Here is a 23,546-nt window from a genome sequence, read left to right as displayed (position 1 = left end):
ACCGCTTATTCAACGGTGAGAATGCGCGTGGTGTTGGTGGTGCCGATGGTGCTCATCACATCACCCTGAGTCACGATGACCAGGTCACCGGAGAGCAAATAGCCTTTATCGCGCAGCAGATTTACTGCGTCGTGAGCTGCCGTCACGCCGTCATTTACGCTGTCGAAATAGACCGGGGTGACGCCGCGATACAGAGCTGTCAGGTTGAGGGTACGCTCATGACGAGAGAGAGCGAAAATCGGCAGCCCGGAACTGATGCGCGAGGTCATCAGCGCGGTGCGACCCGATTCTGTCATCGAAATGATAGCGGTTACACCTTTCAGGTGGTTTGCCGCATACATCGCCGACATGGCAATCGCTTCTTCCACGTTATCGAATTGGATATCCAGGCGGTGTTTGGAGACGTTGATGCTTGGAATCTTCTCAGCACCCAGACATACACGCGCCATTGCAGCAACGGTTTCGGACGGATACTGGCCAGCGGCCGTTTCGGCAGAGAGCATGACCGCATCGGTGCCATCGAGCACGGCGTTGGCTACGTCCATCACTTCCGCACGCGTTGGCATTGGGTTGGTGATCATCGACTCCATCATCTGCGTCGCAGTTATTACTGCCCGGTTCAGCTGGCGCGCACGGCGGATCAGCGCTTTCTGGATACCAACCAGCTCCGGGTCACCGATTTCAACACCGAGATCGCCGCGTGCGACCATTACCACGTCGGAGGCGAGGATCACATCATCCATCGCATCCTGATTGCATACCGCTTCTGCACGCTCAACTTTTGCCACGATTTTGGCATCGCAACCGGCATCGCGCGCCAGACGGCGAGCGTAGTTAAGATCTTCGCCGCAGCGCGGGAAGGAGACGGCCAGGTAGTCAACGCCGATCAATGCTGCTGTTACGATGTCCGCTTTGTCTTTTTCAGTCAGCGCTTCAGCAGAGAGGCCGCCGCCCAGCTTGTTGATGCCTTTATTGTTCGACAGCGGGCCGCCGACGGTCACTTCGGTAAACACTTTCATGCCCTGAACTTCCAGCACTTTTAGCTGTACGCGACCGTCGTCCAGCAGCAGGATATCACCCGGAACCACATCGGCAGGCAAACCTTTATAATCGATGCCCACTTTTTCTTTGTCGCCTTCACCTTTACCGAGGTTGGCGTCGAGCAGGAATTTATCCCCGATGTTCAGGAAAACTTTGCCTTCCTTAAAGGTGGAAACACGAATTTTTGGCCCCTGTAAATCGCCAAGGATAGCAACATGACGTCCCAGTTTTGCCGCAATCTCACGCACTTTATCCGCACGTAATTTATGATCTTCAGGTGTTCCGTGTGAGAAGTTCATACGTACCACGTTAGCACCGGCAGCGATCACCTTCTCAAGGTTGTTATCGCGGTCAGTAGCCGGGCCTAAGGTGGTTACGATTTTGGTTCTGCGAAGCCTTCTGGACATGTAATACTCCGTTGACTGAAACAACTTGGTGTTGCGTGAACATAAATCCGGTCATTTGGCGCCCTGCTGTGAAGGGCGATGCGTCAGATCGGACAGCGTAAGAGGTTACCGCTTTTATATTTACTATTAGTGGTTATCGCTTTTAATAAGCAGCTCTTTATCAAAGCGCGATTCTTTCAGTGCTTCTTTGACTCGCTTCAAGTTATCCCTGAATTTTGCTCCCCGACGCAATGTGAACCCTGTTGCCAGCACATCAATCACCGTGAGTTGCGCAAGACGAGAAACCATTGGCATATAAATATCTGTATCTTCCGGAACATCCAGGGTGATAGCAAGTGTTGCCTCACGTGCCAGCGGCGTGCCTGCGGACGTAAGGGCTATCACCATGGCATCGTTTTCACGCGCCAGTTGCGCAAGTTCCACTAAATTCTTGGTTCTTCCGGTATGCGAAATCAACACAACCACGTCATCGTCGCTACAATTCATACAACTCATGCGTTGCAAGACAATGTCGTCGGAGTAGACCACCGGCACATTGAAGCGGAAAAATTTGTTCATGGCATCGTGTGCAACGGCGGCAGAGGAACCAAGGCCAAAGAAGGCAATTTTTTTCGCCTGCGTCAGTAAATCTACGGCGCGGTTTACCGCGGCCATATCCAGTGACTGGCGCACATGGTCGAGACTGGCCATCGCGGATTCGAAGATTTTGCCGGTATAGGCTTCAACACTGTCATCTTCATCAACATTTCGATTAACATAGGGCGTGCCATTGGCGAGGCTTTGCGCCAGATGCAGTTTGAAATCGGGAAAGCCCCGGGTATCGAGGCTGCGGCAGAAGCGGTTCACTGTGGGTTCGCTGACATCCGCTTCTTGCGCAAGTGCGGCAATGCTTGAGTGGATGGCCTGGTCCGGCGCGGCGAGGATCACTTCCGCCACTTTACGCTCGGATTTGCTAAGGTGTTCCAGCCGTGACTGGATTTTTTCCAGCATATTCATGGGTGATAAACGCTCATGGTAAAACGATTACACCGATAGATGGAATCGTGATGCAATTTAATTAGATATTACCCCTGCGGCGCGCAGAAAGGTAAGTCGTGATGAGAAATGTTGTTGTTTTTTTTCATTACATGATCAGAGTCGGATTTTACCCAACGCGTATTGGGCAAATATCCCGCTTTATCAGGGCGAAAGAACAGTTTTTTCGTCACAACAGAATAACGCACGTCCTGACAAGGCTTAACAGTTTCGGGAATTACGTAAAAGCAGTACAGTGCACTGTAATAAAATTACAACTGAGGCCTGGCTGAAGCTCCAGGATAGCCAACTGAGGAGAAAGACATGGCGGTAATACAAACAGCCCAGGCGTGTGACCTGGTCATTTTCGGCGCCAAGGGCGACCTCGCCCGCCGGAAATTGCTGCCTTCCCTGTACCAACTGGAAAAAGCGGGCCAGATTCACCCGGAGACACGAATCCTGGGCGTGGGCCGCGCTGATTGGGATAAGGAAGCGTATACCAAGGTTGTTCGCGAAGCGCTTGAAACCTTTATGAAGGAGAAGATCGACGAGAGCCTGTGGGACAAGCTGAGTGGTCGTCTGGATTTTTGCAATCTGGACGTCAACGATACGTCGGCATTCAAACGTCTCGGCGAGATGCTGGATCAAAAAAATCGCACCACCATCAATTACTTCGCCATGCCGCCGAGCACCTTTGGCGCAATCTGCAAAGGTCTGGGTGAAGCGAAGCTGAACGCTAAACCGGCGCGCGTGGTAATGGAAAAACCGCTGGGCACCTCGCTTGCCACGTCGCGGGAAATCAATGACCAGGTGGGTGAGTTTTTCGAAGAGTGCCAGGTGTATCGTATCGACCACTACCTCGGTAAAGAAACGGTACTCAACCTGCTGGCGCTGCGTTTTGCGAACTCTCTTTTCGTCAATAACTGGGACAATCGCACCATCGACCACGTGGAAATCACCGTGGCGGAAGAGGTAGGCATTGAAGGGCGCTGGGGCTATTTCGACCAGGCCGGGCAGATGCGCGATATGATCCAGAACCACCTGCTGCAAATTCTGTGCATGATTGCCATGTCGCCGCCGTCCGATCTGAGCGCCGACAGCATTCGTGACGAGAAAGTAAAAGTACTGAAGTCGCTGCGCCGTATTGATCGCACCAACGTGCGTGAAAAAACCGTCCGCGGCCAGTACAGCGCCGGTTTTGCCCAGGGCAAAAAAGTGCCGGGTTACCTGGAAGAAGAGGGCGCGAATAAGACCAGCAACACCGAAACGTTCGTTGCGATCCGTGTCGACATTGATAACTGGCGTTGGGCTGGCGTGCCGTTCTACCTGCGCACCGGTAAGCGTCTGCCGACCAAGTGCTCTGAAGTGGTTGTTTACTTTAAAACACCGGAACTGAATCTGTTCAAAGAGTCCTGGCAGGATCTGCCGCAGAACAAATTGACCATTCGCCTGCAGCCGGACGAAGGGGTGGATATCCAGGTGCTGAACAAAGTGCCGGGTCTCGATCACAAACACAATCTGCAAATCACCAAGCTCGATCTGAGTTATTCCGAAACGTTCAATCAGACGCATCTGGCCGATGCCTATGAGCGTCTGTTGCTGGAAACGATGCGCGGCATTCAGGCGCTGTTTGTGCGCCGTGACGAAGTGGAAGAAGCCTGGAAATGGGTGGATTCCATTACGGAAGCCTGGGCGGCGGATAACGACTCGCCGAAACCTTACCAGGCGGGAACCTGGGGGCCAGTGGCCTCGGTAGCGATGATCACCCGTGACGGCCGTTCCTGGAACGAGTTTGAGTGATTCGCTGCAGGTTTATGTTGCGCAATTTTACCGGTAACATGATCTAACTCAGCTATCCGAACAATTTTTCATCTTTCAGGCCCCGACTGGATTCACCAGCGGGGCTTTTTTTATTACACTGGCTGAAGCGATTTTGCCTTTGGGGCGCGGCGCTCTGGTGTTTTCAGCTTGTTACGTAAAGCTAATCGCACTGTTAACGCGGCTTCCCCGGACAGATAAATTTCAGGAGCCTCTATGAACCCGACAATGTTACGCGTAACAAATCGTATTATCGAACGTTCGCGCGAAACCCGCTCAGCCTATCTGGCGCGTATTGAACAAGCGAAAAGCGATACCGTACGCCGCTCAACACTCGCTTGCGGTAACCTGGCGCACGGTTTTGCTGCTTGCCAGCCCGACGATAAAGCTTCCCTCAAAAGCATGTTGCGCAACAACATCGCGATCATCACCTCTTATAACGACATGCTCTCTGCGCACCAGCCTTACGAGGTCTATCCGGATATCATCCGTAAAGCGCTGCATACCGTGAATGCAGTGGGGCAGGTGGCTGGTGGTGTTCCGGCCATGTGCGATGGCGTAACGCAAGGTCAGGACGGGATGGAGTTATCCTTACTGAGCCGCGAAGTGATTGCCATGTCTGCTGCGGTCGGCCTGTCGCATAACATGTTCGATGGCGCGCTGTATCTGGGTGTGTGCGATAAAATCGTCCCGGGGCTGGCAATGGCAGCATTGTCGTTTGGCCACCTGCCGGCAGTGTTTGTACCATCAGGCCCGATGGCGAGCGGTCTGGCCAACAAAGAGAAAGTGCGTATCCGCCAGCTTTATGCTGAGGGCAAAGTCGATCGGATGGCACTGCTGGAATCTGAAGCCGCGTCCTATCACGCACCAGGCACCTGTACGTTCTACGGTACCGCCAACACCAACCAGATGGTGATTGAGTTTATGGGCATGCAGTTGCCGGGTTCCTCGTTTGTACACCCGGATGCGCCGCTGCGCAAAGCGTTGACAGAAGCGGCGGCTCGCCAGGTCACTCGTCTGACGGGCAACGGCAACGAATGGATGCCGCTTGGCAAAATGATCGATGAAAAAGTGGTGGTTAACGGTATCGTTTCGCTGCTGGCGACCGGTGGTTCCACAAACCACACGATGCATCTGGTGGCGATGGCGCGTGCAGCGGGCATCATCATTAACTGGGATGATTTCTCCGATCTCTCTGATGTTGTTCCTTTACTGGCGCGTCTCTACCCGAATGGCCCGGCGGATATTAACCACTTCCAGGCGGCGGGCGGTGTGCCGGTATTACTGCGTGAGCTGCTGAAAGGCGGTTTGCTGCATGAAGATGTTAATACTGTCGCAGGCTTTGGTCTGGCGCGTTATACCCACGAGCCGTGGCTCAATAATGGCGAACTGGACTGGCGCGAAGGCGCGGCCGCGTCGCTGGATGACAACGTGATCGCCAGCATTGATAAACCGTTCTCTCAACATGGCGGCACCAAAGTGCTGAGCGGTAACCTCGGGCGTGCGGTAATGAAAACCTCCGCCGTTCCGGTAGAAAACCAGGTCATTGAAGCGCCGGCAGTGGTTTTTGAAAGCCAGCATGACGTGCTGCCCGCATTTGAGGCTGGGCTGCTGGATCGCGATTGTGTGGTCGTTGTTCGTCATCAGGGGCCAAAAGCGAACGGTATGCCAGAATTACATAAACTCATGCCGCCACTTGGTGTATTATTGGACCGCCGTTTCAAAATTGCATTAGTTACTGATGGACGGCTGTCAGGGGCATCAGGTAAAGTGCCTTCGGCAATCCACGTTACACCAGAAGCATATGATGGTGGGTTGCTGGCAAAAGTGCATGATGGCGACATGATTCGGGTTAACGGGCAGACTGGAGAATTAACGTTGCTGGTTGATGACAACGTTCTTGCCGCACGTCAGCCACATATTCCTGACCTTAGCGCGATGCGCGTGGGCACAGGGCGCGAAATGTTTGGTGCGCTGCGGGAAAAACTTTCCGGCGCGGAACAGGGCGCGACCTGTATCACTTTTTAAGACGACAAGATTTTAGTTCTGGCGAGAGAAAAACACTGATGAAAAACTGGAAAACGAGTGCAGAAGCAATCCTGAAAACGGGGCCGGTAGTGCCGGTAATCGTAGTGAACAAACTGGAGCACGCCGTACCGATGGCGAAAGCGCTGGTGGCAGGTGGTGTTCGCGTTCTGGAAGTGACTCTGCGTACGGCTTGCGCTATCGACGCTATTCGCGCTATCGCGAAGGAAGTGCCGGACGCGATTATCGGTGCTGGTACCGTGCTGAATCCGCAGCAACTGGCAGAAGTGACCGCCGCTGGCGCACAGTTCGCCATCAGCCCAGGCCTGACTGAGCCGCTGCTGAAAGCCGCGACCGAAGGCACTATCCCGTTGATCCCGGGGATCAGCACCGTTTCTGAACTGATGCTGGGTATGGACTACGGTCTGAAAGAGTTTAAATTCTTCCCGGCGGAAGCTAATGGCGGCACCAAAGCGCTGCAGGCGATTGCGGGTCCGTTCTCGCAGGTTCGTTTCTGCCCGACTGGCGGCATTTCTCCGGCTAACTACCGTGATTATCTGGCGCTGAAAAGCGTGCTGTGCATCGGTGGTTCCTGGCTGGTGCCGGCTGATGCGCTGGAAGCAGGTGATTACGATCGCATCACTAAACTGGCTCGCGAAGCCGTTGAAGGCGCGAAGCTGTAATTTTCGGCGGGGTTAAAGCCCGCCTGATAAAAGCCCGGTCGCATAAATGCCGACCGGGCTTTTTTTTCTCTCACTCGTCCAGGGTGACGGCCACCAAGTGACTGATTCTGCTTTATTGCCCCCCGATTTAACTCTCAGGGGGCCGGCAGATGCAGATGCGGCTGTGAGGGATTTGTTCGCCTTCAGGAAGCAATCAATGCAACCTGTCGGGAAGTCTGTTTACCCGCTGACCTTCACCGCCGCCGCCGCCGCAATGGCATATTCCACCGCTTTTTCAACGTTATCTGCCACGGCCAGCGCGACGCCCATACGACGGGAGCCCGCAATTTCCGGCTTACCAAACAGGCGCAACTGCACGCCAGCACCTACGGCGCTGTCCACCTTATCAAAGGTGACATTCTGACTGGTCAGGCGCGGCAGGATCACCGCCGAAGCGGAAGGACCATACTGACGAATAGCGCCAATGGGCATGCCGAGAAACGCGCGGACATGCAGGGCAAACTCGGAAAGATCCTGCGAAATCAAGGTCACCATGCCGGTATCGTGCGGGCGCGGCGAAACTTCACTAAAGATAACGTCATCGCCGCAAACAAAAAGCTCAACGCCAAACAGGCCGTAGCCGCCAAGCGCCAGCACCACTTTGCTGGCGATAGCTTGCGCGCGCTCCAGCGCCAGGGGCGACATTTGCTGCGGTTGCCAGGATTCGCGGTAGTCGCCATCTTCCTGGCGATGCCCGACCGGCGCGCAGAAATGAACGCCGTCGACGGCGCTGATGGTCAGTAATGTGATTTCAAAATCAAAATTGACCACACCTTCAACAATGACACGCCCGGCACCGGCGCGGCCGCCTTGTTGGGCATATTCCCAGGCGCTTGCTAATTGATCGGCGCTTTTAATAAAGCTCTGCCCTTTACCGGAGGAGCTCATCACCGGTTTTACAATACAAGGTAAACCTATCTCCGCGACGGCTTGCTGAAATGCAGCTTCACTATCGGCAAAGCGGTAACTGGAGGTGGGTAGTTGTAACTCTTCAGCCGCCAGGCGGCGGATGCCTTCACGGTTCATCGTTAGCTTGGTGGCGCGTGCGCAGGGGACGACATGCTGACCTTGCGCTTCCAGCTCAATCAGCGTATCGGTGGCGATAGCTTCGATTTCCGGCACGATAAAGTGAGGTCTTTCCTGTTCAACCAGTGCCTTCAACGTCGCGCCATCAAGCATATTGATCACATGCGAACGATGCGCAACATGCATCGCAGGTGCATCGGGATAGCGATCCACGGCAATCACTTCAATGCCCAGACGCTGACATTCGATGGCAACTTCCTTGCCCAGTTCACCAGAGCCTAATAACATCACGCGTGTTGCTGCGGGGCGCAGCGCAGTTCCTAAAAGAGTCATAGCATTGTACCGTTAGAAAAAATTTGCGCGCAGTATAAACGAAAACGTTTGCGTCTGTCTTTTATCACTTGCGATGGTTTTTTCATCGCGCTACTATACTGTATAAATACACAGTTAAATGAGGCTGCATCATGGCGGTAGAAGTTAAATACGTAGTCATTCGTGAAGGTGAGGAAAAAATGTCTTTTGCCAGTAAAAAGGAAGCCGATGCTTACGATAAGATGCTCGATCTGGCCGAAGTCCTCGGTGACTGGCTTGCAACAGGGCCGGTAGATCTGGAAGACAACGCGCGCGATCAGATGGCGCTGTGGCTTGCTGAGCAAAAAGAGGCGCTTAACGGCATCCTGAAATCAGGCAAATTACCGGGCACGGAAGCTGAAGAAGCGGTAGCGCCGGTCGACTCTTCTGATTCGGAAGCGACTGACGCTGTGGATATCAAAACTGCAGCGAAGCGCGTGAAAGTCGCCTGACCTTGCACTGCCAGCAATTTGTACCATGCTTTGAAGGGGTAAAAACCAGGAGATAAGCATGAAAATAGCAGGAGTTTTCGCCGGGTTGCTTTTGCTGGCAGGCAGTATGGCGGCGCATGCCGTTACGGATAAGTCGGTGAAATTTCCCTCGTGCGAGGGACTCAAGGCAGACGGCATTGCCGCCAGTGTTAAGCGGGATTATCTGCAGAATCGCATTGTCCGATGGGCTGATGATCAAAAGAAACTGGGTCAGGCCGATCCAGTCGCCTGGGTCAATCCGAAGGAAATTACCGGCAAGAATGATAAATGGGTTGTGCCTTTAACCGTACGCGGGAAAAGCGCGGATCTTCACTATCGAGTGACTATCGATTGTAAAGGCGGAACCGCAGAGTATCAGCCGCGATCGTAACACCGCATTTTCCCATTCTTTTCAGATATAGACACTTCCTGACATCCCCCCCGCTTACTCTGTGCGCACAACTGTCATGATAAGCGAGGGTTCTATGAGCTGGTTAAATCAACTGCAGTCATTGCTTGGTCAAAAAGGTGATACGCAGACGCCGTCTCCCGGTGGCCAGGGGCTCAACAATTTGTTGGTGCCGGGTGCATTAGGTGGCCTGGCGGGTCTGCTGGTCGCCAGTAAATCATCGCGCAAACTGCTTGCGAAATATGGCACCGGTGCTTTGCTGGTGGGTGGGGGAGCCGTTGCGGGCAGCGTGTTGTGGAATAAGTACAAGGATCGCATCCGGGATGCGCATCAAGGTGAGCCGCAATTTGGTCAGCACAATACGCCTCTGGATGTCCGCACTGAGCGGCTTATCCTGGCGCTGGTGTTCGCCGCTAAAAGCGACGGACACATTGATGATAAAGAACGTGCGGCGATAGAACAGCAGTTGCGTGAAGCAGGTGTGGAAGCGCAAGGGCAGCAACTGGTAGCGAATGCTATAGACCAACCGCTGGACCCCGCGCGTCTGGCGCAGGGAGTGCAAAACGAAGAAGAAGCGCTGGAAGTTTACTTCCTGAGCTGCGCCGTTATCGATATCGATCATTTTATGGAACGCAGCTATCTGAACGCGCTGGGCGATGCGTTAAAAATTCCGCAAGATGTGCGAGTAGATATCGAGGCGGATCTCAAAAAGCAGAAATTAGCGCTTAGCTCATGATTTAAATTACGTTTCGCTTGCATCGCGCGTGGGTTTTGCCACCCTTATAGGTATGTAAAACCAAATAAGAATTGTGCTATGTCGCCAAAAGCAAAAAAAATCCCGCACGCCATGACAATGCATGGTGATACGCGTATCGACAACTATTACTGGCTGCGGGACGATACGCGCTCACAGCCAGATGTTCTGGATTACCTCCATCAGGAAAATGATTACGGACGAGAAGTGATGGCTTCCCAGCAAGCGTTGCAGGACGACGTGCTGGCAGAAATTATCTCGCGAATACCGCAGCGCGAAGTCTCCGCGCCTTATATCAAAAATGGCTATCGTTACCGGCACATCTACGAGCCGGGAAGCGAATATGCGATTTATCAACGTCAGTCGGTTCTCAGTTCCGAGTGGGATGAGTGGTCGGTGTTACTGGACGCCAACCAGCGTGCCTCACACAGTGAGTTCTATACCCTTGGGGGCATGGAAGTCTCACCCGACAACACCATTATGGCGATTGCTGAAGATTATCTTTCCCGCAGACAGTATGGTCTGCGTTTTCGCAATCTTGAGACGGGCAACTGGTATCCGGAAATGCTGGATAATGTCTCGCCGGAATTTGTCTGGGTTAACGATTCAGAAACGCTCTACTATGTGCGCAAACATGCCACAACATTACTGCCGTACCAGGTCTGGCGACACACCGTTGGCACGCCTTCGCAACAGGATGAACTGGTGTATGAAGAGCAGGACGAGACCTTTTATGTTGGCCTGAGTAAAACCACCTCCCAGCACTACATTACTATTCATCTCGCCAGCGCGACCACCAGTGAAGTGCTCCTGCTGGATGCCGAACTGCCGGACGCGCAACCGCTGCGTTTTCTGCCAAGGCGCAAAGATCACGAATATAGCCTTGATCACTACCAGCACACCTTTTATTTGCGATCCAATCGTGATGGTAAAAACTTTGGTCTGTATCGCACCAAAGTGCGTGATGAACGGCGCTGGGAAGTGCTGATCCCGGCGCGCGAGCATGTGATGCTTGAAGGGTTTACGCTGTTTACTGATTGGCTGGTTGTGGAAGAGCGCCAGCGCGGCCTGACCAGTTTGCGCCAGATTAACCGCAAAACCCGGGAAGTTATCGGCATCGCGTTTGATGATCCCGCCTATGTCACCTGGCTTGCTTACAACCCGGAACCGGAAACGTCACGTCTGCGTTATGGCTATTCATCAATGACCATGCCAGACACGCTGTTTGAACTGGATATGGATACCGGAGAACGGCGTGTTCTGAAACAAATGGAAGTGGCAGGGTTTGATGCCAGCGATTATCGCAGCGAGCATCTGTGGATCCATGCCAGAGATGGTGTCGAAGTACCGGTGTCGCTGGTTTATAACCATAAACATTTCCGCAAAGGTGAGAATCCGTTACTGGTGTATGGTTATGGTTCTTACGGCGCCAGTATGGACGCAGATTTTAGCAGCAGCCGGCTCAGCTTGCTGGATCGTGGATTTGTCTGCGCTATCGCGCATATTCGCGGTGGCGGTGAATTGGGCCATTCATGGTATGAGGACGGGAAGTTCCTCAACAAGAAAAACAGCTTTAATGATTTTATCGATGTCACTGACAGCCTGCTGGCGCAGGGCTATGGCTCGCCTCTGTTCTGCTACGGCATGGGGGGGAGTGCAGGTGGATTACTGATGGGCGCGGTGATTAATCAACGTCCAACGCTATTCCATGGTGTCATTGCCCAGGTGCCGTTTGTCGATGCCCTGACCACCATGCTTGATGAGTCGATCCCGTTGACCACCGGGGAATTTGAAGAGTGGGGTAATCCGCAGGATGAAACCTATTATCACTACATTAAAAGTTATAGCCCGTACGACAATATTGCCGCGCACGCCTATCCGCATATGCTGGTAACGACCGGACTTCACGATTCGCAGGTGCAATACTGGGAACCCGCAAAATGGGTCGCGAAACTGCGTGAATATAAAACAGATGATAATTTGCTGTTGCTGTGCACGGATATGGATTCCGGGCACGGTGGGAAATCAGGCCGGTTTAAATCCTACGAAGGTGTTGCGCTGGAATATGCGTTCTTAATCGCCCTGGCGCAGGGAACATTGCCCGGAAAAGGGAACGGTTACTCTTCGCCCAGGTAGTGTTTTAAGGTTAAGCGTAGTTCCGGGCTCATGCGCTCCAGGTTGTTAAACAGCCAGCGCAGGTAGCCCGGATCGCGATCGGCAATTTCAGAGACGGCTTTCCCCCGGTATTTACCAAACGTAAATGTTGTCAGCAAAGCAGGGCGTCCGGTTACTGTGGCCATCTGATCGGGTGTCCAGCCAGACACCTGCATAATGTCGATCAACAGCGCAGCGGTGATGTAGCAATCATATAACGCCCGGTGGTGATGCAATCCGGCAGGGGTCTGAACACTCAGCTTGCGGGATTTATACAGCGCCATATTGCTGTATTTGATGCCGGGCCACAGACGGCGCGCCAGCTTCATGGTACAAATCCACTCCCCTGGCATTTCAGGCAGCACCCGGCGATCAAAACTGGCGTTGTGCGCCACATACCAGTCGCTCCCGTAATAGTGCGGTACGATCTCCTCAATCCACGGCTGATGAGCGACCATCGCTTCGGTGATATGGTGTATCGCCATGGCCTGCGGACTGATTGGCCTGTCGGGGCGTACCAGATGGCTCATCGGGTTGACGATCTGCCCGTCGACGACATCAACGGAGGCAATTTCAACAATGCCCCCCTGTAAATCGCAGGTTTCGGTATCGATAACGCGTAACATGCCCGGCTCCATTATTTCACTTTGGGCTCGTAAGGCAGGCGGGAGAGCGACACGGAGGCCAGACGGTGGGCTATCAACCGCTCTCTAAACCAGTTCCGCAAATGTTCCGGCTGCTCGCGTTCAACGGCTTCGGCAATTACCGGCATGTTGTAACGCTCTTTAAACGCGACACCAGCCGCAGCAAGGTCGACGTTGATCTTGTCCATCTCTTGTTGTTCGAGCTGCGCAAGATTGGTAATCATGATGTTCTCCTGGGTTCACGCGGCAAAAGTTACTAAGCCTGTTTCAGAAAGACAAGCGCGCCGACGATGATACTCGACGCGATTATTGTACAGCGTTATTCTTTGTGCCATATGCATAACTAAAAGGAATGAACAATATGCCTGTTGCATCCTGTCGCCACTGGCGAGCCATCGCATTAATAGTCAGCCTGTTCGCTACGCCTGCTGTTCTGGCGCATGCCCATCTTAAAGGGCAGTATCCTGCCGCCAACGCCGCTGTTACCGCCGCACCACAAGCATTAACGCTGAATTTCTCTGAAGGCATTGAGCCTAAATTTAGCGGCATCGCGGTGACCAATGCACAGCAGCAAATTATCAAGACTGGCGCAGTAAAGCGCAATGAGAATGACAACAAGCAGATGATTGTTCCGCTGGAGGAGTCGCTGCCGCCGGGCAACTATACCGTTAACTGGCATGTCGTTTCGGTTGACGGCCACAAAACCAGTGGCCAATACGCATTTTCCGTGAAGTGAATGATGTTAGCAGCCGTGTTGGTCGGATTGCGCTTTGTGCATTTTGCGGCCCTGATGTTGGTATTTGGCTGCACGTTATTTAGCGTGTGGTTCGCGCCGGGCAGTCTGCAACGCCTTCTCGCGCAACGCTTTCTTTTTTGGCAGCGGGGCTGTTTATGGCTTGCCGCAGTAAGTGCAACTGCGATGTTCGCCGCGCAGGGCGGTGTAATGGGCGATGGCTGGCCTGATGTAGTGCGTACTGAAATCTGGCTGGCAGTCGCTGGCACGCAAACCGGAGCCGTGCTGGCGTGGCAAGTTGTTGCTGCGTGTCTGGCGCTTGTTGTCGTGCTTATGCAACCGCTACAGCAACGTAAAATACTGCTACTGGTGATCCTGCAGTTTGTCCTGGCCGCTGGCACTGGGCATGCCGCGATGCGGGAAGGCGCGATGGGCGTGGTGCAGCGGGGTAATCATGCCTTGCATTTATTATGTGCCGCAATGTGGCTGGGCGGGTTATTGCCCGTATTATTCTGCATGAAACTGGCCCATGGTCGCTGGCGTGCGGCGGCAATTGCCACCATGATGCGCTTTTCCTGGTACGGTCATTTCGCCGTCGCAGGGGTGATCCTCACTGGCGTTATCAATACACTCTTAATCCAGGGTTTGGTCTGGCCATGGCAGAGCCACTGGGGGCAGGGGTTATTGTTGAAATGTGCGCTTGTGGCGCTGATGGTAGTAATTGCTGTGATGAATCGGTATGTTCTGGTGCCGCGGCTGAATCAGCAAAGCGACACCGCGCGGCAACGTTTTATCGCGTTGACCTGGGTTGAAGTCGGGCTGGGCGCACTGGTGCTGGCAGCGGTAAGTTTGTTTGCAACATGGGAACCTTTTTGAATGAACCTGGCGGGAAAAATGAAGAAGAGTTTATTAGTTCTGGTAATGCTGGCATGTTCAGGTACGGCACTGGCTTCGCCGCAGGTCATTACCGTAAGCCGCTTTGAGATTGGCAAAGACAAATGGGCATTTAACCGTGAGGAAGTCATGCTGACCTGCCGGCCAGGTCATGCATTGTATGCCATCAACCCCAGCACGCTGGTGCAATACCCGTTGAATGACGTTGCTGAAAAAGAGGTGGCCAGCGGTAAGACTATTGCTCAGCCGATTAGCATTATTCAGATCGATAATCCCGCCAAACCTGGTGAAAAGATGAGCCTTGCGCCTTTTATTACGCGAGCTGAGACGCTTTGTTAAAAGCCTGCGTTAATCCGCTGATCCACAATAAAAAACCGCAAGCCTGAATACACAAGCTTTGCGGTTTTTACTTTTCATAAGCGTGACGGTAACCCAATTTTTCTGACCACTTTTGTCGCGGACTGGAAAACCTGACGCCGTCATCTATTCTTAAAGTGCAAGGCGACTTAGCCTGCATTAATGCCAACTTTTAGCGCACGGCTCTCTCCCAAGAGCCATTTCCCTGGACCGAATACAGGAATCGTGTTCGGTCTTTTTTTATCTCTACGTCATGCAGGTTTCTTAATCTCGTCATGAAAATTCCCAAAACCGTACATCGCCACAAACCATAACATATTCTGCACCGCGTACGTCCAGGTATTTTTTTTGTCATTACGAAGTTTTTATGACCAGAATAATGTGTCCTCCATGCGCTGCATCACATAGCCTGCCAGTAAGCCAGGGTAAACCGTCACGTGCCTCGGGCTTACGGTTTTCCGAGGCACAGAAGATAAATCGCCTACTCAGCAGAGGTTCTGAACAAGGGAGCCGTTAAAAACCGTTTACGATTGCAGAATACCGTCGGGAGATTGGTTCCTTTAATAAACTTAATAGCGATATTTGCCTTTAGGCTTGCAGGTATTAGCGCTCGATAATTGCCAGATATTCTGCGCGGATCTTGCATCCGGGCACGGCGATGTGTCACGGCTCAGAAATAGTCCTTGGTGCGAGCGTCAATATTAAACAGCGACATTTGGGTGGGCTTCTCCGGGGAGGTCAGTAGCGCAAAGTATCAGAAAAGCGCTTCGGGTGCCCGGAGAGGGATGTAAAAAAGCACCAGAACTGGCGCTAACGAATTTCAACCGTCCAGCCCGGTCTGCAAATCAGGTTAGCTGGACGGTTACAGACAAATGCTGTTATGCCGAAAATAAGTCGTTAATTTTTGCAATCACATCGTCCAGTAATTCGAAACGGCGGCGGTATTCAGCACGTTTTTTACTGGCGATCGCCTCCAACGGTTTACGCGCGAATTGCAGCGGTAAACGCCAGCGCCATGCACTCTCTTTTTCGCCTTCAATTGACGCCCAAAACTCATCATAGCTGGCATGGAAATGGCGGCCTTTGCTCAGACGATAACGCAACGCACGGAAGACGTGCCCGTTATCACTGACGCCATAAATTGCCGAAACGCCGGAAAGCAGGGAAATCTGGCTGATGACTTCAAGCAGCATCTTTTTCGGGAAGATGCCGTGGCAGGCGCGGGTTGCGATTTTAATCACTTCATGGCTGACGTTTCGGCGCGGGCCTTGCAAACCACCAATCACCAGCGCGCGATGGCCTTCTTCACCCACCACACTAAAGGTCACGCTTGCAAGCAAGGTTTGCTCGCCATCATACATCCACAGGGTGGTTTCTCCCTCGCGCTCAGCTTTGCTGGCACAAGAGGCGTAAACGCTAAAACGCGCATCATCTTTGCCAGTAAATTCAATAACCTGCACCGGTACGGGTGAGCTCAGCGCTTCAGCCAGTTTTGGCGATACTTTTTCATCAAGCCAGGCGTAGTGGCTAATAATGGCATTCGCACGTTGCGAAGCATTTAACCCGAGCGTTAAATATTGGCGATGCGATTTACTCGGCAGCGTTATTTGCGCATCAAGTAAGCGGCTAAAATCCGGGCGCTGCGAAAGTGCGGTAAGCATCCGGTTCGTGGACGACCAGAACAGCAGCGAACGCAACAAAAACTTAATGCGGTAATTACGTTTTTTCCAGATGGGGCCTGGCACAAGACGTCCGCTTACCAGGTCGGAAATAATATGCGCATTATGATTTGAGTTAAGTTCTGTTTGCAGGCTGGGATTTGACACGGAGAAAGACCTCTAAAAGTTCAGCGCTTAGTTTAGAGGTGAGGGAAAGACAAATTAACCTTGCTGCCAGCTTTATTTCCGTTCTGTTTAAGTTCTATTTAGAAATAGAGACAAAACCGATTCTCTCTTCTTCGGGCAGGATTTTCCTATACTGGTGAGACAGGGGGAATGAATATGTATCAACGTATTGAGGGCATTCACTGGCGACATATTTGGATTGTCGGCGATCTACACGGTTGCCACCAGCGTTTAATGCAAGCCTTACGGGAACGCCACTTTGATCCCTATCAGGATTTACTCATCTGTGTCGGGGATCTAATCGATCGTGGTCCGCAGAGCCTGCAATGCCTTGAATTACTCAATAAACCCTGGTTTCGTACCGTGCGTGGCAATCATGAACAGATGGCTATCGACGCGCTGCGTTACGGCGAGATGGCGATGTGGCAGCTTAATGGCGGCACCTGGTTTAGCACGCTTGATGAAGCGCAGCAGCAACAGGCGCTCGAAGCACTGCGTACCTGCGCTGAATTGCCATACATTATGGAGTTGCGCTGCAGGGAGGAGGTGAATGTGATTGCCCATGCAGACTATCCGGCAGAGGAGTATCTGTGGGAACAGGAGGTGGACAGTGAATCCGTGCTCTGGCGGCGCGACCGGCTTAACCAGCTTTTAGCCGGTAAAGGCAATCGCATCGCGGGGGCCGATCATTTCTGGTTTGGCCATACTCCGCTTAAGCAGCGTTTTGACGGGCACAATCAGCACTATATTGATACCGGGGCGGTTTTTGGCGGCGAACTGACGCTGGTACAGCTTCAGTGATCAGAAATCGCTGAACTCGTTAGCCGGGTGCCAGAAACCATCGATAAACTCTTCTACCGGAAAACAGCCGCCGTGGCGCATTCGCTGATCGTTCATTGCGATGAGACACTGCTGTTCCGTGTTATAGACATCGACCACGATGTCATCGCATCCACCGTCCAGGTAGCAAACAAATAAAACCAGAGCGAACATTCCATCCTCAGCGCTGTACAACGTAACGATAAGTGTAGGGGATGAATGAGGGCAGGGGAAATCAGGCAGGTAAATAACCCGTCTTGCGGACGGGTTCCCTTTGGGTCAGGCAAGACGCATAACCCAGGTATCAGATTTCTGATCGTAATGTTCGCGATAAAGCACCGAGTGTTCGCCATTCAGGCTCGCGGGAATGCTGGTATCCGCGTCCCAGGCATCAAGCTGCATACATAAATCCGGGTCAGAACTGCAGGGAATGCGTAACGTTCGCTCGCCCTGATTATCTCCCTGCAACTCGGCATCATCGATTTCAAATGCGCCAATACGCACGCTGGTTTTCGTCATAATGCTCTCCGTTGATCGTCAAAAAATGTGGTATGACCAGTAAGGTCACCCACATTTCAGCCTGGTACAACAATGAGCAAGTCGCCAGTCAAAAAATGCGTTTTTTTAGCGCACTGTCACGCACTACCGGCGAACAATCGCCCATCACGTACCAGTTCACGGGGATAACTGTTTTTCAGACGTGAACCAATTTTTTTGGCAAGCCCCAGAGGCTGGCCCTGGAAAGTGACAATCACTTCATCATTTTTGGGAGGATTTTGCGGGTAAATATCGCGCCCGCGATACCACTCTTCCGCCTCCGCGAGCGTCAGCGCAAACGCCAGCGGATTATTAAGACCGGCGAGAGCAATAACGGCCTCATGCTGCCAGCGATACCCTTTGTTATAGGTCTCAGCAAGACGAATACCAATACGCGAAAAACGGACTTTGCCAATCAGTGGCTCGATCTGCGCCGGGAACAGCCAAATCTCTTTATCCCGCTGCCATAAATGCAGCTCGTCGCTCCATTGAAGACCAACCTGCGCAGCAGCTGCTGCCACCTGCGCGGCGTCTTTGGGTTTCAGCGGGGTAAAGGGAAAATTACCGACCTTGTAAGTTGGCGCGGGCAACGGCGCTATCGCGGCGGTTTTGCGCAGGCGGGCGACAAAAAAACCTTCACAGTCGTAAATCTGCGGGAAGACATGCAGAAAACCTTCTGCGGTGAGCGCCTGGCTGGCTTGCGGGAACAGTTCACCGAGCGGCAAAAATTGGACAGCATGCGGGTACTTAGCCTGCAGCCAGTGGCAGATCGCTTCGTTTTCGTCACGATTAAGGGTGCAGGTTGAGTAAACCAGGGTTCCCCCGGGTTTTAAGGCGTGGAATGCGCTGTCGATCAACTCGCGTTGGGTGGCGGCAATCTCAAGGTTACTGGAAACAGACCAGTTTTTTAGCGCGTCAGCATCTTTACGTACCACGCCTTCGCCTGAGCAGGGCGCATCAAGCAAAACAGCATCGAACATTTCTGGTAATGCCGGACCGAATACGCGTCCGTCAAAATGGGTCAGCGCCACGTTGCTGATGCCGTTGCGACTGATGTTGGCATGCAATACTTTTACGCGGCTGGCGGAAAACTCATTTGCGAGGATCGCGCCCTTGTTGCCCATCCGTGCGGCAATCTGCGTGGTTTTAGAACCGGGGGCTGCGGCGACATCTATCACCCGCTGCGGCATTTCCCCGTCGGCAAACAGCGCTGCTACGGGCAACATTGAACTGGCTTCCTGAATATAAAACAGGCCGCTCAGGTGCTCTGCGGTGCTGCCCAGTGGCAATGTGTCTTCATCATCGCGCTCGATCCAGAAACCTTCCGCACACCACGGTACCGGTGTTAATTGCCAGCCATAAGGCGCGACCAGTTCCAGAAAGTCGTTAACGGCAATTTTCAGCGTATTGACGCGGATACTGCGCCGCAGTGGGCGTTGACAGGCAGCAATAAATTCATCGAATGAGAGATGTTCCGGCATGGCTTGACGCATTTGCGCCAGAAATTCATCCGGAAGATAGACAGCGTTTTGAGCCACGGGGCGTACCACAGGAGTAAAAACAGGCACGCAGTGTAACACAAAGGCTCCGGCGCAAGCACGCCGGAGCCTGCTGGCTTAACGCGGCAGGGCGGTGCCCCACTGGCGCCACTCTTTGGGTTCGCTTTCGAGCAGCAGGAAGTGTTTACCCGGTTGCGCTTTCGGCGCCAGCGGTGTTTCCGGCGGCGTAGCGAAGGCGATACCACCGCGAATAAACTGGTTGAAAGTCCCTGTTTTCACCACACCGCCAACCAGACCAAAGTCCAGCGAGTAACCGGAAGCGAGCCAGAACACCGAGTTATTCCGTACCAGGTGCTGATAGCGTTTACTGATCCGCATGCCAATCATCACGCGATCGGAAAGCGTTCCCAGCATCATGCCGGTAACGGTGCCAACTTCGATACCGCGGAATAACACCGGGGTGCCGATGTTGATCGAACCCGCTTCCGGCGCTTCGACAACGATATTCAGACCATCGAGGTAGCGGGAATCGGTAATGGTGGCTTCTGAAATTTCAAAGTCGCGCCGCGCGTCGCCGCGGCCCGGCTCCACATTGATATAGGGCTGCAACAAGGTATCGAGGTGTTCGACACCCGCAGCGGAGATTTGCGGGGTGATCACCGAGAAGCGTGACCCGGCGCGGGCAAATGTCTGGACATATTCCGGATACAGCACGGCGCTCGCCTGGACTTCGTTCTTATCGGTAATCAGTTGCAGGTCCTGAATCTGGCCGATATCGATTCCCAGATAACGAATAGGCATGCCCGCCGCCATTTTTCCGGCGTCAAATGCATGTAATGTAATCTGCCCACCGACCGCGCGAGCCGCGGTTTCTGAAGCATAAAGTACGCGTTTATCGCCTTTGCGCACACGTCCACTGGCACCGCTAAGGTTATCGAAACTGATAGCGCCCTTGATGGCGCGCGAGAGCGGGGCGGCCTGCACGGTGAGGCCGCTACCGTTCAGTTGTACTTTCGCGCCACCTTCAGCCCAGAAAACACTATTGCTGGTCAGTAAGTTGCGGTATTCCGGTTTGATATGCAGTTCAATATCAAACGCATTCGCGCGCGGACGCACGGTAATCACTTCGCCGACTTCAAACTTGCGGTACAGCACCACTGAACCGGCCTGAACGTCCGGTAGCGTGTCCGCCGTCAGCGTCAGCGTGGTGGTTGGCAGGTCGCTCAGGCTGTTTTCGAGAGCCTTATCGAGATTGGCGAACAGAGGGTAACTGTTTTTCATCTCGCCTTTGGCACCAGGCAGAATGCGGATGCCGCCGCTGAGCCACTCATTAGCGCTGGCGGCGAGGAACTCAACGCCATCCAGTCCTACTTTGACATCAACACGGCTGTTGACGACGAACTTACTGTCGCCGTGCACTAAATCGCGATACTGCGGATCAATAGCGACGGCAAACGTAACGCCCTGGTTCGTCAGGTTGCGCTCCAGCACCTGGCCGACCTGCACGCCATGGAGTACCAGCGGTTGTCCGGCGTCAATACCGTAGCTTTCCGGTGCGGTGAGTGTCAGGGTTACCACACCGGGTTCCTGCAACAGGTTTTTGTCCGCCGGCAGGACAACAAACTGATTACGCGGTTGACCTTCACCCGGCACCAGCTCCAGCGTGCTGCCGGTCAGCAGGGAGCTGAGATTGGTATTGCTCAGTGAAATTTTGGGATTGTGCATTTCGATGCGCGTGTTATCGCGCAACAGGTTCACCACACTCGGATCAACCGTTAATTCGCCGCTGACAGCGCCGCCAGGGTTGAGGTTAATTTTAGTCAGTTGGCCCACTTCCAGCCCCTGATACATCAGCGGTGTTGAACCGGCTTTTAATCCCTGGCCGCCCGGCAAATCGAGTTTCACCAGTACGCCGCGCTGGCTGTGCGCCAGGTCTTCGTATAAGCCATATTCGTCGTCCTGGGCGGCGGGTTGCGAGGCTTCAGGTGAGTCAAAAGCGATTGCACCGTTGACCAGTGCCGCCAGACTTTCAAGCTCGACTTTTGCACCGCTCAAGCCGACATCGGCTTTCACACCGGAAACGTTCCAGAAACGGCTGCCTTTTTTCACCAGATTGGTGAAACGGCGCTCGATCAGTACATCAATGGTGACGCCCTGTTTATTGGTGTTGATCGAATAGTCATACACGCGCCCGACCGGGATTTTACGGAAGTAGACCAGTGAACCGCTGTTCAGCGCCCCTAAGTCCGGAGCATGAAGATGGATCATTAATTCGCCGTTGTTCAGGCGATATTTCGGTTGCGTATCCAGCGCGGTGAAGTGCTCCTGCGGTTCGCCTTTGCCTGGCATCATGCCAATATAGTTACCGCCTACCAGCGCATCGAGCCCTGAAACGCCAGCCAGCGACGCTTTCGGCGTAACCAGCCAGAACTGAGTTTCACTGCGCAAGGCGTCTTTCATGTTGGATTTGATGCTGACGCGGACTTCGATTTTCTTCAGATCTTCGCTCAGGCGAATGTCCTGCACCGTGCCGACTTCAACGCCCTGATAGCGGACAGGGGTACGCCCTGCAACAATGCCATCGGCGGACATAAAATCAATCGTGATGGTGTTGCCGCGATCTTCATAACTGCTCCAGATAAGCCAGCCCGCAATGAGCAGGGCGATGACCGGGAGCAACCAGAAAGGCGAAATGCGCCGTTTTGTTTTAATACGCGCTTCAGTCGGCGAAGCGGGGGTTTCCTGACTCATGTGCATCCCAAAGTAAGCGGCTGTCCAGCCATTCCACAGCAAGAATAGTCAAAATTACCGCTGCACCGAAATAAAACGCAGCGGGTCCCATAGTAAAAGCGAGGAGTTGGTCGCGGTTAATCAGTGACATCATTAATGAAATGACAAACAGATCGAGCATCGACCAACGCCCAATCCAGGTCACAAAGCGCAAAAGTAAAATACGAGTGCGTAACCCCTGTTCAAATTTGAAATGGATGCTAAGAAGCAGTGTAAACAGCACGATCACTTTGGTAAACGGCACCAGAATACTGGCGATAAACACCACACCCGCCACGGCAACATTGCTGTGCGCCAGCGAAATTATCCCCGACATAATCGTATCTTCTTGTCGTGTGCCGTTGACGTAAATAACGGAGATTGGGAGCAGGTTTGCCGGAAACAGAAAGATCAATGATGCGAGAAGTGATGCCCAGCATTTCTGCAAACTCTGTTTACGACGATGCGTTAATGGAATGTGGCAGCGAGGGCAGCGACCGCGAACGTCCGGATAACCGGTAAAATGGCAACCCAGACAGATCAGTAATTTGGGATCGGGGCGTCTCGCCGGGCGTTGCGGATAAAAGCGCTCCCACAGCTGTTCAACGTTCAAATGGATGAGCGTCATTACGCTTAAAATCACGAGCGCGACAAACGCAAACAACCCGATACCCGGTTGGATGTAGGCATAGTCCTGCACTTTAATCGAGGCGACGCCAACGCCAACCAGATAGATATCCAGCATCACCCACTCTTTCAGTTTTTCCAGCATTAACAACACCGGGCGCAGGTTCATGCCGAGGATGTTGCCAAGCCATAAATAGGCGATAGCTGTAATCAGCACCAGCGGCGCGCCAACGGTGCAAAACAGCACCATCGCGCCGGTGATCGGCGAGCCTTGGGCGGTCATTTGCCAGATACCCTGCAACAAATTGGCGTCAATACGTACACCGAGTAAATAGAGATGTAGCAGCGGTTCACCCCAGGCGAAGGGCATCAAGAGGATCATAGTCACCGCCATCGCACCGAGGCGCGTTAATGACCAGTCCCGTCCGTCACGAACTTTCGCATCACAACTGGGGCAAAATGCACTTTGGTGCGATTTCATAACCGGTAACGCAAAAAGCGTATCGCACTGGGGGCAGCGCTGGTAATGTGCGCGTGGCAGTGCTTCACCCACGCGATGAACGGCGATTTTTTTCCCCGGCGTAATTTGTTGTATCTTTAGTGCCATTGCGGGTATCAGAAAATGTTTAGAT

Annotated in this window: 22 protein-coding genes; 11 read left to right on the top strand and 11 right to left on the bottom strand. The window is 53.2% G+C overall.

Annotated features, from left to right (window positions below):
- Positions 1 to 5: 5 nt before the first annotated feature.
- Both pyk and DFO56_RS11475 read right to left on the bottom strand, forming a co-directional pair.
- The gene (gene pyk / locus DFO56_RS11480) at positions 6 to 1,448 is read right to left on the bottom strand and encodes a pyruvate kinase (protein WP_017456939.1); all 1,443 of its coding nucleotides are present in this window, start codon (positions 1,446 to 1,448) and stop codon (positions 6 to 8) included.
- A 126-nt stretch (positions 1,449 to 1,574) separates the two neighbouring features.
- On the bottom strand, positions 1,575 to 2,444 hold the full coding sequence (locus tag DFO56_RS11475; RefSeq protein ID WP_017456940.1) for a MurR/RpiR family transcriptional regulator: 870 nt from the start codon (positions 2,442 to 2,444) through the stop codon (positions 1,575 to 1,577).
- Positions 2,445 to 2,786: 342 nt separating this feature from the next.
- Between DFO56_RS11475 and zwf the strand changes: the two genes are divergently transcribed.
- The 3 genes from zwf to kdgA all read left to right on the top strand — a co-directional run bounded on the left by zwf (position 2,787) and on the right by kdgA (position 6,988).
- Complete coding sequence (gene zwf / locus DFO56_RS11470; RefSeq protein ID WP_020454115.1) at positions 2,787 to 4,262, top strand: glucose-6-phosphate dehydrogenase; 1,476 nt, start codon at positions 2,787 to 2,789, stop codon at positions 4,260 to 4,262.
- A gap of 234 nt (positions 4,263 to 4,496) precedes the next feature.
- Entirely contained in the window at positions 4,497 to 6,308 is a 1,812-nt protein-coding gene (edd, locus tag DFO56_RS11465; RefSeq protein WP_020454114.1) for a phosphogluconate dehydratase, read from the top strand.
- 38 nt (positions 6,309 to 6,346) lie between these two features.
- On the top strand, positions 6,347 to 6,988 hold the full coding sequence (gene kdgA, locus DFO56_RS11460; RefSeq protein WP_020454113.1) for a bifunctional 4-hydroxy-2-oxoglutarate aldolase/2-dehydro-3-deoxy-phosphogluconate aldolase: 642 nt from the start codon (positions 6,347 to 6,349) through the stop codon (positions 6,986 to 6,988).
- A gap of 219 nt (positions 6,989 to 7,207) precedes the next feature.
- On the opposite strand, the gene purT is transcribed toward kdgA, so the two are convergent.
- The gene (gene purT, locus DFO56_RS11455) at positions 7,208 to 8,386 is read right to left on the bottom strand and encodes a formate-dependent phosphoribosylglycinamide formyltransferase (RefSeq protein ID WP_045511336.1); all 1,179 of its coding nucleotides are present in this window, start codon (positions 8,384 to 8,386) and stop codon (positions 7,208 to 7,210) included.
- Positions 8,387 to 8,517: 131 nt separating this feature from the next.
- On the opposite strand from purT, the gene DFO56_RS11450 reads away from it, so the two are divergent.
- The 4 genes from DFO56_RS11450 to ptrB all read left to right on the top strand — a co-directional run bounded on the left by DFO56_RS11450 (position 8,518) and on the right by ptrB (position 12,173).
- Positions 8,518 to 8,856 (top strand): YebG family protein, encoded by a 339-nt coding sequence (locus tag DFO56_RS11450; RefSeq protein ID WP_020454111.1) that lies wholly within the window; start codon positions 8,518 to 8,520, stop codon positions 8,854 to 8,856.
- A gap of 58 nt (positions 8,857 to 8,914) precedes the next feature.
- Entirely contained in the window at positions 8,915 to 9,265 is a 351-nt protein-coding gene (yebF, locus tag DFO56_RS11445) for a protein YebF (protein WP_020454110.1), read from the top strand.
- A 94-nt stretch (positions 9,266 to 9,359) separates the two neighbouring features.
- Positions 9,360 to 10,019, top strand: coding sequence for a tellurite resistance TerB family protein (locus DFO56_RS11440; RefSeq protein WP_045511340.1), 660 nt, complete (start codon positions 9,360 to 9,362; stop codon positions 10,017 to 10,019).
- Positions 10,020 to 10,097: 78 nt separating this feature from the next.
- Positions 10,098 to 12,173, top strand: coding sequence for an oligopeptidase B (ptrB, locus tag DFO56_RS11435; protein WP_045511344.1), 2,076 nt, complete (start codon positions 10,098 to 10,100; stop codon positions 12,171 to 12,173).
- Here ptrB and exoX read toward each other — a convergent pair.
- Complete coding sequence (gene exoX / locus DFO56_RS11430; protein ID WP_020454107.1) at positions 12,155 to 12,817, bottom strand: exodeoxyribonuclease X; 663 nt, start codon at positions 12,815 to 12,817, stop codon at positions 12,155 to 12,157. The genes ptrB and exoX overlap by 19 nt on opposite strands.
- A gap of 11 nt (positions 12,818 to 12,828) precedes the next feature.
- Positions 12,829 to 13,059 carry a DNA polymerase III subunit theta gene (locus DFO56_RS11425; RefSeq protein WP_020454106.1) on the bottom strand — a complete coding sequence of 77 codons (231 nt, stop codon included), beginning with the start codon at positions 13,057 to 13,059 and terminating at the stop codon, positions 12,829 to 12,831.
- 137 nt (positions 13,060 to 13,196) lie between these two features.
- Here DFO56_RS11425 and yobA point away from each other — a divergent pair, with 137 nt between their 5' ends.
- Genes yobA through DFO56_RS11410 form a run of 3 tightly spaced genes read left to right on the top strand, consistent with a single transcriptional unit; the run spans position 13,197 to position 14,801 of the window.
- A complete protein-coding gene (gene yobA / locus DFO56_RS11420; protein ID WP_045511347.1) occupies positions 13,197 to 13,571 on the top strand; it encodes a CopC domain-containing protein YobA in 375 nt (124 codons plus the stop codon).
- A complete protein-coding gene (gene copD, locus DFO56_RS11415; protein ID WP_045511349.1) occupies positions 13,572 to 14,444 on the top strand; it encodes a copper homeostasis membrane protein CopD in 873 nt (290 codons plus the stop codon).
- An 18-nt stretch (positions 14,445 to 14,462) separates the two neighbouring features.
- The gene (locus tag DFO56_RS11410) at positions 14,463 to 14,801 is read left to right on the top strand and encodes a YebY family protein (protein WP_044489676.1); all 339 of its coding nucleotides are present in this window, start codon (positions 14,463 to 14,465) and stop codon (positions 14,799 to 14,801) included.
- An 896-nt stretch (positions 14,802 to 15,697) separates the two neighbouring features.
- Here DFO56_RS11410 and DFO56_RS11405 read toward each other — a convergent pair.
- Positions 15,698 to 16,645 carry a VirK/YbjX family protein gene (locus DFO56_RS11405; RefSeq protein WP_045511352.1) on the bottom strand — a complete coding sequence of 316 codons (948 nt, stop codon included), beginning with the start codon at positions 16,643 to 16,645 and terminating at the stop codon, positions 15,698 to 15,700.
- A 174-nt stretch (positions 16,646 to 16,819) separates the two neighbouring features.
- Here DFO56_RS11405 and pphA point away from each other — a divergent pair, with 174 nt between their 5' ends.
- The gene (gene pphA, locus DFO56_RS11400) at positions 16,820 to 17,464 is read left to right on the top strand and encodes a protein-serine/threonine phosphatase (RefSeq protein WP_045511355.1); all 645 of its coding nucleotides are present in this window, start codon (positions 16,820 to 16,822) and stop codon (positions 17,462 to 17,464) included.
- On the opposite strand, the gene DFO56_RS11395 is transcribed toward pphA, so the two are convergent.
- The 5 genes from DFO56_RS11395 to yebS form a co-directional block, all read right to left on the bottom strand.
- Positions 17,465 to 17,656, bottom strand: a complete 192-nt coding sequence (locus DFO56_RS11395; RefSeq protein ID WP_017456957.1) for a YebW family protein — start codon at positions 17,654 to 17,656, stop codon at positions 17,465 to 17,467.
- 105 nt (positions 17,657 to 17,761) lie between these two features.
- Positions 17,762 to 18,001, bottom strand: a complete 240-nt coding sequence (locus DFO56_RS11390) for a DUF1480 family protein (RefSeq protein WP_045511358.1) — start codon at positions 17,999 to 18,001, stop codon at positions 17,762 to 17,764.
- Between the two features lie 116 nt (positions 18,002 to 18,117).
- Positions 18,118 to 19,557, bottom strand: a complete 1,440-nt coding sequence (gene rsmF / locus DFO56_RS11385) for a 16S rRNA (cytosine(1407)-C(5))-methyltransferase RsmF (RefSeq protein WP_199496497.1) — start codon at positions 19,555 to 19,557, stop codon at positions 18,118 to 18,120.
- A gap of 78 nt (positions 19,558 to 19,635) precedes the next feature.
- Complete coding sequence (locus DFO56_RS11380; protein WP_045511362.1) at positions 19,636 to 22,269, bottom strand: PqiB family protein; 2,634 nt, start codon at positions 22,267 to 22,269, stop codon at positions 19,636 to 19,638.
- Complete coding sequence (gene yebS, locus DFO56_RS11375) at positions 22,238 to 23,521, bottom strand: membrane integrity lipid transport subunit YebS (protein ID WP_045511365.1); 1,284 nt, start codon at positions 23,519 to 23,521, stop codon at positions 22,238 to 22,240. Before yebS ends, DFO56_RS11380 begins: the two co-directional genes overlap by 32 nt.
- Positions 23,522 to 23,546: the final 25 nt, after the last annotated feature.

This window comes from Kosakonia sp. AG348 (assembly GCF_003337365.1).
GTDB lineage: Bacteria > Pseudomonadota > Gammaproteobacteria > Enterobacterales > Enterobacteriaceae > Kosakonia.
This window is presented reverse-complemented; position numbering and strand designations above follow the sequence as displayed.